The 13,896-nt window shown below is 44.7% G+C and carries 11 protein-coding genes and 1 rRNA gene; 3 read left to right on the forward strand and 9 right to left on the reverse strand.

Annotated features, from left to right (window positions below; translation table 11 throughout):
• The 3 genes from G9G53_RS03685 to gyrA all read right to left on the reverse strand — a co-directional run.
• Nucleotides 1-64: ribosomal RNA gene (locus G9G53_RS03685) — 16S ribosomal RNA — on the reverse strand; the annotation flags it as partial.
• 321 nt (nucleotides 65-385) lie between these two features.
• Entirely contained in the window at nucleotides 386-1,474 is a 1,089-nt protein-coding gene (locus G9G53_RS03690; RefSeq protein ID WP_029518982.1) for an HD-GYP domain-containing protein, read from the reverse strand.
• A gap of 212 nt (nucleotides 1,475-1,686) precedes the next feature.
• The gene (gene gyrA / locus G9G53_RS03695; RefSeq protein ID WP_165145425.1) at nucleotides 1,687-4,251 is read right to left on the reverse strand and encodes a DNA gyrase subunit A; all 2,565 of its coding nucleotides are present in this window, start codon (nucleotides 4,249-4,251) and stop codon (nucleotides 1,687-1,689) included.
• A 466-nt stretch (nucleotides 4,252-4,717) separates the two neighbouring features.
• On the opposite strand from gyrA, the gene G9G53_RS03700 reads away from it, so the two are divergent.
• The gene (locus G9G53_RS03700; protein ID WP_029518980.1) at nucleotides 4,718-5,545 is read left to right on the forward strand and encodes a YheC/YheD family protein; all 828 of its coding nucleotides are present in this window, start codon (nucleotides 4,718-4,720) and stop codon (nucleotides 5,543-5,545) included.
• A 141-nt stretch (nucleotides 5,546-5,686) separates the two neighbouring features.
• On the opposite strand, the gene gyrB is transcribed toward G9G53_RS03700, so the two are convergent.
• From gyrB to dnaA, 6 genes are all read right to left on the reverse strand, one after another.
• The gene (gene gyrB / locus G9G53_RS03705) at nucleotides 5,687-7,597 is read right to left on the reverse strand and encodes a DNA topoisomerase (ATP-hydrolyzing) subunit B (RefSeq protein WP_013308100.1); all 1,911 of its coding nucleotides are present in this window, start codon (nucleotides 7,595-7,597) and stop codon (nucleotides 5,687-5,689) included.
• Nucleotides 7,598-7,627: 30 nt separating this feature from the next.
• A complete protein-coding gene (remB, locus tag G9G53_RS03710) occupies nucleotides 7,628-7,879 on the reverse strand; it encodes an extracellular matrix regulator RemB (RefSeq protein ID WP_007433255.1) in 252 nt (83 codons plus the stop codon).
• 16 nt (nucleotides 7,880-7,895) lie between these two features.
• Entirely contained in the window at nucleotides 7,896-9,011 is a 1,116-nt protein-coding gene (recF, locus tag G9G53_RS03715) for a DNA replication/repair protein RecF (protein WP_013308098.1), read from the reverse strand.
• A gap of 54 nt (nucleotides 9,012-9,065) precedes the next feature.
• Nucleotides 9,066-9,284 carry a S4 domain-containing protein YaaA gene (yaaA, locus tag G9G53_RS03720; RefSeq protein ID WP_029518979.1) on the reverse strand — a complete coding sequence of 73 codons (219 nt, stop codon included), beginning with the start codon at nucleotides 9,282-9,284 and terminating at the stop codon, nucleotides 9,066-9,068.
• A 47-nt stretch (nucleotides 9,285-9,331) separates the two neighbouring features.
• Entirely contained in the window at nucleotides 9,332-10,474 is a 1,143-nt protein-coding gene (dnaN, locus tag G9G53_RS03725; protein ID WP_029518977.1) for a DNA polymerase III subunit beta, read from the reverse strand.
• Nucleotides 10,475-10,660: 186 nt separating this feature from the next.
• Complete coding sequence (dnaA, locus tag G9G53_RS03730; protein WP_029518975.1) at nucleotides 10,661-12,007, reverse strand: chromosomal replication initiator protein DnaA; 1,347 nt, start codon at nucleotides 12,005-12,007, stop codon at nucleotides 10,661-10,663.
• A 1,073-nt stretch (nucleotides 12,008-13,080) separates the two neighbouring features.
• Between dnaA and rpmH the strand changes: the two genes are divergently transcribed.
• A complete protein-coding gene (gene rpmH, locus G9G53_RS03735; RefSeq protein ID WP_007433250.1) occupies nucleotides 13,081-13,215 on the forward strand; it encodes a 50S ribosomal protein L34 in 135 nt (44 codons plus the stop codon).
• A 263-nt stretch (nucleotides 13,216-13,478) separates the two neighbouring features.
• Nucleotides 13,479-13,829: a ribonuclease P protein component gene (gene rnpA / locus G9G53_RS03740; RefSeq protein WP_029518974.1), complete on the forward strand. Its 351-nt coding sequence runs from the start codon at nucleotides 13,479-13,481 to the stop codon at nucleotides 13,827-13,829.
• Nucleotides 13,830-13,896 lie beyond the last annotated feature (67 nt).

Genomic DNA, 13,896 nt, shown 5'->3' on the forward strand with positions numbered 1-13,896 from the left:
CGACTTGCATGTATTAGGCACGCCGCCAGCGTTCGTCCTGAGCCAGGATCAAACTCTCCATTAAAGACCAACCGAAGCTGGTTTATAGAAAGAGCGATAAGCTCATTTTGAAACTGACGAGATAAAAAATATCTCTTGTTTGATTTTGCGAACAAAATCGTTTTACTCACTCGTTGTTCAGTTTTCAAAGATCAAACATCCATTGTCCGCCTCGGCGTTTTGTTCAACCCCTCAGCAACTTTTATAGTGTATCATAATCCCTAGAGTTATGTCAACACTTTTTTTTCAAAAGTGTTTTTCGCTCTTCTTGATAACACTTGAAGCGACAAGAAATAATATATCATACTTTTCTTACAGTATGCAACTCTTTTTTCAAAATACTTAGTTAAGTAACAATACACTCAATATAAAGCTCTCTTTGCAGCATTAAGTTAATAATTTCCCCATCTACTTGAATCAACGGACGAGTCGGATGATCTCGATCAGCAAATATTATTTCCCCTGTACGGTTATCATTGAGGCGCACCTTGGTTCCATTATTGAATTGGGTTAACTTATGAATAAAAACTTGTACAACACTTGGGTCCAGCTTTCCAAATGATTCTGACTTGATTTGCTCTAGAACCAGATACGGTGATTGGGCAGGCCGGTATGTTTTCTCTAGAGTCATGGCATGGAATACATCAGCCACTCCAACGATTTTAGCGTAGATGTGGATTTGTTCACCTTTAAGACGCAGTGGATATCCAGTACCGTCCACTTTCTCATGATGCTGAAGAGCTGCCAAACGCACACCTTCGTTAATAGCTTTCACATTTTTAAGCAACTGGTATCCTAGTGATGTATGACTACGTATTTCTTCTTGCTCTTCCCACGTTAGTTTGGAGGGCTTGTACAGAATGGCCGGGTCCATTTTAGCGTTCCCTATGTCATGAAGCAATCCAGCAAAAGCCACCTGCATCCAATCCTTTTGAGGTAATCCGATCCATTGTGCAATGGAGTAGGAAGTAAGGGAGGTTAGCACGGCGTTGTGAAAAATATAGTCCACTTCGATCATGGCGGGCGGAGTATAGGTCATTACATTATAGCGCTGAATATGCACCAGTAAGGACTCCAATTGTCCTCGCAGTTCATATATAGATAAATTAGAGACGAGTACCGATTGAAATGCGTTCTTAACGAGCATCACCATTTTGTCATACTCATCCTGAAATTGTTCAGATTCATCTCGTCCATCTAACGAAGGTCCTTGCGATTCAGATATTCCAGATCGAACAGTCGTAGACTCGCTACTGGATTTTGTAAGATCATCCGTCCCTACCTCAACTTGCTGAATCAGGAACGCCTGTAAAATCTCCAAGTCACGTGGTAGCAGAATGCGCCCTTTCGGTAGCAGCAAGCTGCCCATTTCTGTAAATACATCGCTTTGCAATCTAAGTCCTGCTTTTAATTCGGATACGGGTACAGTTGTCATGGTCAACCTCTCTGTTCTCACAACAGCTGCTCCAGCTGCCAGTTATGATGTCATTATATTACTTGGGATTGATCCTGTACATTCATTTTATGCCATTTAAAGCATACTTGTCTGAATTCGTTAGCCAGAAAAAGAAAGACTCCCCGACCAAATAGTCAGAGAGTCTCTTCCATCTAAAATTTAGTAACTACTGTTGTTCCATATTCAGGCTCTTATTCGCCCTCAGAAGATTCTGGGTCGTTACCTTCCGCACCTTCTGTATTCGTTTCGAGAGTTGGTTCAACAGATGATAGAGATGAGCCCTCTCCAGCTTCCCCACCCTCTAATAATTCTTCAAGCAGTTCATCCTGCTCCTCATTCTTGTTCGCTCGACAAACCGTTGCAACCGAATCATCATCGCGAATATTAATCAATCTTACCCCTTGTGTATTCCGACCCATCGTGGAGATTTCCCCCATGCTGGTCCGAATCAAGGTGCCACTAGCTGTAATAATCATCAGATCCTCTTCGGTTTTTACAACCTTGAGACCGACAACTGGACCATTTTTTTCCGTAACATTAATCGTCTTGATCCCCTTACCTCCACGGCTTTGGATACGATAATCCATAACAGGGGTACGCTTGCCATAACCTTTGGCCGTTACAATCAGGATATCTAGGCTGGTATCCACGATGTCCATACCAATTACAGCATCACTCTCATCAAGGTTGATCCCTTTAACCCCTGTAGCGCTACGGCCCATAGACCGTACATCACTTTCAGGGAAACGGATAGACATGCCTTGTGCTGTACCAATAATCATTTCCTGCTGTCCGTCCGTCAGCTTCACTTCGATCAGGGCGTCATCTTCACGCAAGTTAATGGCAATCAAGCCACCTTTGCGGATATTTGCATAGTCGTCAAGCGGTGTCTTCTTAATAATCCCATGCTGAGTCGCAAAGAAAAGATAGCTATCCTCCACAAATTCCTCGATTGGAATTACCGCATTGATCGACTCACCCTGTTCAATCTGAATCAGGTTAATAATCGGTGTTCCCCGGGCTGTCCGGCTTAGATCAGGAATCTCATAGGCCTTAATTCGATATACCTTACCCTTGTCGGTAAAGAATAACAAATGATGATGTGAATTCGTAATGAACAGATGCTCTACGAAATCCTCATCTTTGGTATCCATACCAACTACACCACGACCACCGCGTTTTTGACTGCGATAGGTGGTAACAGGAAGGCGTTTGATATATCCCGTATGGGTTACAGTAATAATAACATCTTCACGCGGAATGAGATCCTCATCCAGAATACTCTCTTCACCCACTGTAATTTCAGTGCGACGTTCATCAGCGAAACGCCCTTTAAGTTCATTCAGCTCTTCGCTAATGATGTTGAGTACCAGATGCTCGTTCGCCAAAATCTCACGGTATTCCGCAATCTTTTGTATTAGCTCGTTATATTCGTTCTCAATCTTCTCACGTTCCAAACCGGTTAAACGTTGCAGACGCATATCGAGAATAGCCTGAGACTGCTCAAGAGTGAGCGAGAAACGCTCAATCAGTCCTTCACGAGCTGCTTCTGCAGTTTGGGAAGAACGAATCAAGGCAATAACTTCGTCCAGATGGTCAAGAGCAATGCGCAAGCCTTCCAGAATGTGTGCTCTAGCTTCGGCCTTTTTCAGATCAAATTCTGTCCGGCGACGAATAACTTCGACCTGATGTTTGAGATAATGATACAAGACATCCTTCAGGTTTAGAATCTTCGGTTCGTTGTTTACAATGGCAAGCATATTAATACCGAAATTCGACTGCATAGCCGTATGTTTAAACAAATTATTCAGAACGACATTCGGGTTCACATCTCTACGCAACTCAATAACGACACGCATACCCGTACGGTCCGATTCATCACGAAGATCCGTAATGCCTTCAATACGTTTGTCACGTACTAATTCGGCAATTTTCTCAACAAGGCGAGCCTTATTCACTTGGTAAGGCAGCTCATGCACGATAATCCGTGCTTTATTGCCGATCTCTTCTATGGTGGTCTTTGCACGCATGGTCACAGATCCGCGGCCCGTCTGGTACGCCTGACGGATACCAGAGCGTCCTAAAATATAACCTGCTGTCGGGAAATCCGGTCCTTGAATATAATCCATAAGTTCCATCGGCGTAATGTCAGGGTTTTCGATCAGTGCTTGTACACCATCGATAACCTCTCCCAAGTTATGCGGAGGAATATTGGTAGCCATCCCGACTGCAATCCCGCCGACCCCATTCACCAGCAAGTTAGGATAACGTGCTGGTAATACGACAGGCTCGCTCTCTTCACCATCGTAGTTCGGCATAAAATCAACGGTCTCTTTGTTCAAATCACGTAGCATTTCCATGGCAATCTTGGACAACCGTGCTTCGGTGTAACGCATCGCAGCGGCCATATCTCCATCCACGGAGCCAAAGTTACCGTGTCCATCCACCAACATGTAACGCAAGGAAAAATCCTGCGCCATCCGCACCATCGTATCATATACAGCCGTATCACCATGAGGGTGATATTTACCGATAACTTCGCCGACGATTCTTGCCGATTTTTTGTAAGGCTTATCTGGCGACATGCCTAGCTCGGACATCGCATACAAAATACGACGGTGTACCGGCTTCAGTCCGTCCCGCACATCAGGCAAGGCACGGCTAACAATAATACTCATGGCATAATCCATAAAGGATTCGCGCATTTCCACTCCGATATCCCTATTGATGATTTGCGAGTTACTTTGATCCGCCATGCTGGTCCTCCTTCTTATCCTTCAATACAATGCTCTCTATGTGAAAAGCCTAACAAGATACTGCCTATACACTCCGCTCTCTGCGCAGGATTTTGGCTGAAATCCTCATCTGTATAATTATATTACTTTCACAAAAAGAGCACAATTAAACGCATCTGTCCTCTTTACAGCGTAAATCCCTCGTCATTCTCTTTCTGCCTGTAGCAGATCGCTATTCTCTTGTACAACTCACAAGCCCTGATTATAACAAATTCCCCAGAGCTGGGGATTAGCCCCCACCATAAGGGCCTTTTCCACATACAATACGTATACGGTCAGGGTTCAATTAGCAAAATTCCGAAAAACGCCGTATTTCTCTATTATATCATTGTTTTACGCGCTTGTCCTTTAGTTTCCCTTGTTTTGTTAAAGTGTTGCGGATTCCAAGTACATGACTCATATTTCGAAAAGAAAGGGATGAGATTACTTGTCTATTCAACGAGTATCCAGTAAGTGGACCAAAACAAATGCCATTCTCCCCAATCCGACATTGGCTGCTTATGTACCGGAAACACGGTTGTACACATTTGATCACTTAAACGAAATGTTGGCCGTGTATGGTACTGTCTATATTAAGCCGGATAACGGTACTTATGGAAAAGGGGTTATGCGGGCAGAGAGGCTGACAGAGCCGCTCCCGCCGACAGAAGAAGGAATCATCGAAGAGAGAACTTGGTATGTGCTTCGCTATGAAGTAGACATTTTCACCTTCGAAAGTCTAGAAGATCTGCACAGAGTGGTTTCTTCCCGCATACGAAAACGTCCATATCTGATCCAACGTGGAATTCCACTTCTTCAGCATGAAGAACGCCCCTTCGATCTGAGGGTATTAACCCAGATGAACTTGAGACACCAATGGGAAACAACACTTATTGTAGGACGCGTAGCTGCTCCTGACAAAGTCGTCACCAATCATCACAGCGGTGGGACAACACGCTTTTTCAATGAGCTGGTCGCTCCATATATGGATGTAAAGGAAGCTGTACGACTGGAGCAAAAATTATCGAAAATGGGCGAACGGGTAGCCTGGCAGTTGCAAAAAAAATACCCACGTTTAAGGGAAATCGGATTAGATGTGGGACTGGATCAGCAAAATTATCCGTGGATTCTTGAGGTTAATACGAGACCAGCAATCAAGGTATTCTCTTCCCTTCCAAACAAAAGCCTCTATCATAAAATATTCAGATATGCAGTAGGCTACGGCCGATACTCTCCGTCGACAGGTAAACCCGTGCGCTCTAAGAAAAAAGCCTAAAACAATGAGATTAGATATTCAAATACACCCGGGCTGGTTAATGACAAGAAAAGGGACGCCCATTTGGGCGCCCCTCGTGAACTCTTACAAAATACTACCTAATGAGCATGTAATACAGCCACTAGGAAGGAACGTTACACATTAGAAATCAAGATTTTTCACGTACTTTGCATGCTCTTGGATAAAGTCACGACGAGGTTCTACATTATCACCCATCAAGGTATTGAACAGTGTATCAGCCAGCATCGCGTCACTGACAGTTACCTGAAGCATAGTACGACTCTCAGGGTCCATCGTAGTTTCCCAAAGTTGGGTCGCATTCATCTCACCCAAACCTTTATAGCGCTGTACATTGTACTTCGCGTTTTCTCCAAATTCCCTGATGATCTCATCACGTTCCGCCTCGGAGTTCGCATAACGTACAACTTTGTTACGCTCTACTTTGAATAATGGTGGTTGAGCAATATAAATATAGCCTGCATCAATGATTTTACGCATGTACCGATAGAAGAACGTCAGCAACAACGTACGAATATGGGCGCCGTCGACATCCGCATCTGTCATGATGATGACCTTGTGATAACGGGCTTTGGCGATGTCAAAGTCGTCTCCGATCCCTGTACCCATTGCTGTTACCATCGACCGGATTTCATCACTGGACAAAATACGGTCCAAGCGTGCCTTTTCAACATTCAGGATTTTACCACGAATCGGCAAAATAGCTTGAAAGTGACGATCACGCCCCTGCTTGGCTGATCCCCCTGCGGAGTCACCTTCGACAATGTACAGTTCACTAATCGAAGCATCCTTAGAGGAGCAATCCGCCAACTTGCCTGGGAGCGAACTGATTTCCAGCGCACTTTTGCGACGTGTAAGCTCACGCGCTTTACGCGCTGCTTCCCGGGCACGTGCTGCTTGTAATGATTTATCTACCACGCGGCGGGAAACAGACGGATTTTCCTCTAGGAACTCCTGGAGTTTCTCTGCGAATAAGGATTCGACAATCCCTCGCACCTCACTGTTACCCAGCTTTGTCTTGGTCTGACCCTCAAACTGTGGTTCTGGAATTTTGACGGAGATAATTGCCGTCAATCCTTCACGCACATCGTCACCGGTCAGGTTGGCATTGTTGTCTTTAATCAAGCCATTTTTACGTGCATAATCGTTTATAATCCGGGTTAATGCACTCTTGAAACCTGATTCGTGAGTTCCGCCCTCATGGGTGTTGATGTTGTTGGCAAAAGAATAAATATTTTCGGTATAGCTGTCGTTATATTGCAATGCAACTTCGACTTGAATCATATCCCGCGAGCCTTCGACATAAATCGGCTGTTCATGTAGTGCTTCTCTTTTTTGATTCAAGAATTGCACATATTCACTGATTCCGCCCTCGTAATGGAATGTATCGCTAGCTCCCGTCCGTTCGTCAGTCAAGCTGATTGCAATGCCTTTATTCAGGAAAGCCAACTCACGAATCCGCGTTTGGAGCGTATCATAATCATATACGGTCGTTTCTGTAAAGATTTGATCGTCCGGATAGAAGGTCGTTTGGGTACCCGTCTCGTCTGTATCACCGATGACTCTGACATCATACTGCGGAGCACCACGGTGATATTCCTGCTCATACAGATGTCCGTCTCGTTTAACATGAACAATCATTTTGCTGGAGAGAGCGTTCACTACCGATACCCCAACCCCGTGCAGACCACCGGATACCTTGTACCCTCCGCCTCCGAATTTACCGCCTGCGTGAAGCACAGTCATAACGACTTCCAGCGCAGATTTTTTCATTTTGGCGTGCTCGCTTACTGGAATACCACGTCCATTATCTGTAACGGTAACACTGTTATCTTCGTGAACCACAACTTGAATGCTGTCACAATAACCCGCCAGCGCTTCGTCAATGCTGTTGTCCACAACTTCCCAGACCAGATGATGGAGACCTTTGGCGCTTGTGGAGCCAATATACATCCCGGGACGTTTCCGAACCGCCTCCAGGCCCTCAAGGACCTGAATCTCGCCCGCATCATAAGACGGTTGATTCATAGACATGCCTTTCACCTACTTCTATAGATTCTATGGTTAAGCATTGGCAACAAACTGGTTTGCCCGCTTTTTGAGTGTTGTTGAGGAGATGGGGGAATAATACACCGTATTCTGAGTAACTACGATGGACTTGGCTTCCTCTTCGCCAATCATCTCGACATGCTTTTGCTGTTGGGCATGGTTCACGTATTGCTTGGAGATTTTAGAGGATTTTTCAATCGAGATATCGAAAATAGCCACAAGCTCTGACGAGCGGATGATTTTTTCTCCACCCAGATGAATATACATAGCGGTCACTCACTCCTTAGTGTTCCACATGCCCGTCGTGGACGTGATAAATATTGGCATCCTTGAGTCGTTCTGCGTTCAAAGTCTCAACCCCGGTTGCCGTGATAAAGGTCTGTACTTTGCTTTGGAAGGTCTCGATCAGCTGGGTTTGACGATAGGGATCCAGCTCGGACAAAACATCATCCAGCAGCAAGACAGGATATTCACCAATTTCCTCATGAATTAACTCAATTTCGGCCAACTTCAAGGACAGGGCCGTCGTCCGCTGCTGCCCCTGAGAGCCATACGTATGCACTTCTCTGCCGTTAATGGCAAAGGCTAAATCATCACGATGGGGTCCCGCCAAAGTCATGCCACGGCGGATTTCCTGTTCCCTCATTTGGGATAACTTTATCATAAATCGCTCCAATAAGACAGCTTCATCTTCCTCCTCTGGCTCACTGAAGGAGGGAACATAGGTTAATTTTAACTCTTCCGTCCCACCTGCGATCCCTTCATGAATAGCCTGAGCCCACTTTTGTAGCTTTGTTATAAATTGTTTCCGCTTTTTAACAATTTTAACACCATGCTCAACAAGTTGCTCATTCCATACCTCCAGCATCAGCTGCACTGACGCCATATCCTTACCCCAAGCTTGCTTGAGCAGGTTATTTCGCTGAACCAATACTTTCTGGTATTGCTGCAAATGATACAGATAGCCTGGCGCAACCTGGCCGATTTCCATGTCAAGAAACCGGCGGCGAACCCCCGGTGTTCCTTTCACAATTTCCAGATCCTCAGGTGCAAACATGACCACATTTAACGAACCGATAAAATCGCTCAATTTACGCTGCTCCAGTCCGTTGATCTTTGCTTTTTTGCCTTGTGTGGATAACGCGAGATCCAGTCTGATTTTCCCGTATTTTTTATCCACATCTGCGGCTAGGTGAGTGGAAGTAGCCCCGAAAGAGATTAACTCCTTGTCGCGGGACGTTCGATGACTTTTGGTTAAAGCTAGTACAAAAATCGCCTCTACCAGATTCGTTTTGCCCTGCGCATTTTGTCCGATCAGCAAATTAACGGGACCAAATTCATTCAGTTCCAGCTGCTCATAGTTCCGGTACTGCTGCAAAACAATGTTGTTCACAAACACATAGGGTCCCCCTTGTTACTCCGTACCTAAAAGGAGTCCTTGCCACCCAGGCGATCATGCTCCTGCTGTAACCTCGAAACTTCCGTTGTCCTCTACTTCTACGGTATCACCTGGGTACAGTTTTCTTCCACGACGTTCTTCCGGTTCACCATTCACACGGACTTGTCCCTCTTGCAGCAGGGCTTTAGCCATGCCTCCTGTGGATACACAATCGGCTAATTTTAAAAATTGATCGAGCTTGATGTATTCGGTCTGTATAGATATTGGTTTCAAGGCTTGTTCATCCTTTCGGTTGTCCTCAGGTGGGTTAACGCTAGACATCAGTTGGTTGTGCGATATGGCAGGATGATATACAGCGCATTGCTGGAATCTGCCGGTTTTAAAATAATGGGACTCATAATGCCGGTAAAAGCAATCGTCAGCTGCTCGCTGTCAATCACCTTCAGCACGTCAAGCATGTATTTGGAGTTGAACGAAATTTTGAGCGGCTCCCCCTCAAATTTGGACACCGTTACTTCCTCACGCACTTTGCCAAGCTCAGAGGAACTAGAGGAAATTTCCAAACCGCCATTTTCCAGCGACTGCATTTTTACGATATTCGTTTTTTCCTCACGGGACAGCAAATAAGCACGGTCAATTGACTCACTTAAACTTTTTGTATCCACAATCAGTTCTGTTTTGTAGGAGGTCGGAATAATTCTAGAAGTATCAGGATAGGTGCCGTCCAAGATGCGGGAATAAAATAGCACCCGATCTACTTTGAATAATACCTGATTGTCCGCTACTACGATATCCACAAGCATATTTTGGTCTGGAATAATTCTGCTCAGCTCATTCAGCGTTTTGCCCGCAATGACAACATTGCTAAAGCGCAAGCCTTCAGACGTCTCCAAATGAGCGCTGCGGGTGGCAAGGCGGTGGCGGTCCGTTGCCACAAACTTCAGTTCCCCCTCAGCCAGATTCCACAACACGCCGGTTAAAATCGGTGTCGTTTCGTGGGTGGAAATGGAGAACACCGTCTGTTTAATCATATTTTTAAGTAAATCTCCTGGCACAGAGATGACTTGATTTTCTTCAATGTTGGGAAGCACCGGGAATTCTTCAGGATCTAAGCCAACAATCTGAATTTCAGTTGCACCGGACGAGATAAAGGTTTGGAATTGGTCTTTTACCTCCATACGGATCTCCTGCGACGGCAACTTTTTGATAATTTCGACAAAGAATTTGGCTGGCAGCACAACACTACCGGGTTGTTCGACCTGAACGACAGTTTGGTCACCATCCTCCATCGGAATAAAGGATTGAATGGAGATGTCTGTATCGCTGGCGGTCAGCGTTACTCCCTGGTGATTCACATCCAGCTTAATACCACTCAGAATTGGAATCGTAGTCCGACTTGATATCGCTTTGGATACATGTTGTATAGCCTCGTTCAAAACGTTTTTCAGAATGCTGATCTTCATAAGTTCCTCCTACGGGTTTTAATCCTTCAAGCACGCGTTGACGCGGGCCTTATTTAGGTGATGTATATCTTTAAAATATATTAGTAATAGTAATAGGCGCACTGAATATGTGGATAAGTCACTGTAACCCTAATAAAATCAAGCCTATCCACATGTGTATAAATTGTGTATAGGCTCTGAACTTGTTCAGGTTGGATTTTTGATTTTTTCTATTAGGTTGTTGATAACTTTAAACAGATCCTGATCCACTTGAATGGACTTGGAGATTTTTTCGTGCGCATGAATGACAGTCGTATGATCACGCCCACCGAAAGCTTCGCCGATTTTCGGCAAAGAATAGTCGGTTAGCTCACGAGACAGATACATGGCAATCTGTCGTGGAAAAGCTACAGCCTTCGTCCGTTTACGCGCTTTAAAATCCTCCAGCCGTAAATTGTAAAATTCCCCGACTTGGTGCTGTATATCCTGGATCGTGATCATTTTTGGTCGACTGGACGGGATAATATCCTTCAGCGCCTCAGCCGCGAGATGACTTGATACATCCTGATTGGTTAAGGAGGAATAAGCGACAACGCGAATAAGCGCCCCTTCTAGCTCACGGATGTTTGTATCGATTTGATTAGCGATATACATCATGGCTTCATTGGGAATATCCAGGTTTTCTGCCCGCGCCTTTTTACGAAGAATAGCAATTCTCGTTTCCAGATCCGGCGGTTGGATATCCGTTATGAGTCCCCACTCGAAGCGAGAGCGTAGCCGTTCTTCCAGCGTTGGAATCTCTTTAGGTGGCCGATCGCTTGAGATTATAATCTGCTTGCGTTCCTCATGAAGCGCGTTGAACGTGTGGAAAAATTCCTCCTGCGTCGATTCCTTACCCGCAATGAATTGAATATCGTCAATGAGCAGAATATCAATGTTGCGATATTTATTCCGAAAACTTTCCCCGCGGTTGTCCCGGATAGCATTAATGAATTCATTCGTAAACTTCTCCGACGATAAATAAACGACCTTGCTGGCCGGATTGTGCTCCAAAATATAGTGTCCGATAGCGTGCATCAGATGCGTTTTTCCCAGCCCTACACCACCGTATAAAAACAGCGGATTGTAAGCTTTGGCCGGCGCCTCGGCGACGGCCAGCGATGCCGCATGGGCAAAACGGTTCCCCGATCCGATGACGAATGTATCGAATGTATATTTGGGATTCAGCATATGGGACACAGCTTCTTCATGAACGACCGGCTGCTGCTGAGGTTGTTGCTGAAGGTCGACCTCGGCGGGCTTGTTCTCTTCAATAACGAACTTGACCTCTAGCTGTTTGCCCAAAATCTCATAAACCGTTGCTCCGACTAGCTTGGTATAGCGGCTTTCAAGCCATTCCACGGCAAAAGTTGTCGGTGCAGAAATCACAATGGAGTGGTCATTTAGTTTCGCTGCCTTGGTAGCCTTAAACCAAGTGTCGTAACTCGGCTTACTCAGCTTGGTTTGTATGATGGATAGAATTTGCTGCCATAGTTCAGAGGTATGGCTGTCCACAGACGTCACTCCTTTTAAATCCTGACATTTTACCGAATTAAGCTGCAGAGAGCTGCTCTCGGCGCTTCGGCAAAACGCCTAAAATCACAAAAATGTTGTTGAAGGCCATAAAAAGACATACCGCCGCCTAAAACATGCGGCAGTGTGGTGAGAGAACGCAGCACAAAATGACCCTGAAAAATAGCTAATGGAAATCCCGCTGCTGACCAGCAGAAGAAAGGCGATATTTCTCAGGAGGGAATGTGCGGCACGATCCGTTCTCTTGATCCCGCAGGCCAAAACGGGACTGCAATATGTCGAAATCAAATGAAAAATGTAGAATATATCCCCAGAATCCCGAATCCGCACAAAAATAAAAAGATGGATAAATTGAACTTGTTCACAACTTTATCCACAGGGTGTTGATAATATGGAGGGTAAAACAACATATTCACATTCAAAAGTAATATCATCATAGCAAAAGAAGCCTTGTATTTCAATGACTCGTGGTTATTTATCCACAAATTCAATCTGTTGTGTACAATTTTTATTCACAACACAAGATATTGTTTATAATTTGTTCAGTTTTCGACAATAACTCTTTTTCGCTCTAAAATGTTATGCACAGGTTATGACCATTTAAATCACAATTCAGTTCTTTTTGTGAATCTGTGTATAATTGCCGTTGCCTTTTGGTCACAGAGGCTTATTTTTCTGTTGAAAATTTCCGGTAACGTTTCCGACAATATTTTTGAACGAACCTGATAACGTCGATCTGAAAATAGGATGGATTCAAGTTACAGAATGAATAAATGTAAAAAGGACAGTTTTGGAGGAGTGAAAACTACAAATAGAATGCTGATAATGGAGGAAAGACGAAAGGAATTTTATGAAATAAGGGAATAAAAGAGTGAAGTGAGTCAGCGGGGTAAAGAGGAGGAGGCTTCCTGAAGGGGAAAAAGAGGAAGAGGGTTTATAAGTACATTGACTTTGACCGCTATTTGTGGTTAAATGTACAAAGGTGTTTTTTGTGGAGATTGCTATGTTAGGTATATTCCATATAAAACGTATTCCTTGTAAGGAGGTGCAGCACAATGAGACCGACTTTCAGACCGAATGTCAGCAAACGTAAAAAAGTTCACGGCTTCCGTAAAAGAATGAGCACGAAGAATGGCCGTAAAGTTTTGGCAGCTCGTCGCCAAAAAGGTAGAAAAGTATTGAGTGCGTAATGCGTGCATAAAGACCACTACGGTGGTCTTTTTTTTCATAATTGAGGTATTCAGGGATGCGATCCCTTCTTCTTTTGTTGTAAAAATGTAGTGAAAGAAGAGGGAGAAGCCCAGCATCCTGTCCTATATTAGATGAAGCTTTTGAAAACGGATATAAAATAAGCGAGATTACCATGTTGGAATGTTGTCCATACTTCTTACTATATAAAAGGTAAAGGTTAGCTTACCGACATGTGTAAAAGAGATGAGCAAGGAGAAGCGCCGTGCAAAAAAAATTGCGTCTACGAAACCGGGCGGACTTTGGGCGCGTATACCGCCATGGCAAATCTTTTGCCAACCATCAGTTTGTGGTGTACTGGTTCCGCCGCAGAGAGGTAGAGCAGTTCCGCGTCGGAATTTCGGCCAGCAAGAAGATCGGCAATGCAGTAGTTCGCAACCGGATGCGCAGAATCGTTAAGGAAATTGTGCGCCATCATGAGCATGAATTGGTGGAGCAGATTGATCTGATTTTTATCGTTCGTAAGGGTGCAGTTACTAAGTCGTATCAAGAGCTGGAGAAAAGCGTGCTGCACGTTCTACGCAAAGCCTCGCTGCTCAAGTCTTCACGCCGATAGTCAGTATCTTTGTCCTACAGGATATGGTATGATTTACGTTGGAATGGATTGGTTAAGAAAGGGGTTA

Origin of the sequence: Paenibacillus sp. EKM206P (assembly GCF_011066155.1) — a bacterium.
GTDB lineage: Bacteria > Bacillota > Bacilli > Paenibacillales > Paenibacillaceae > Paenibacillus > Paenibacillus polymyxa_D.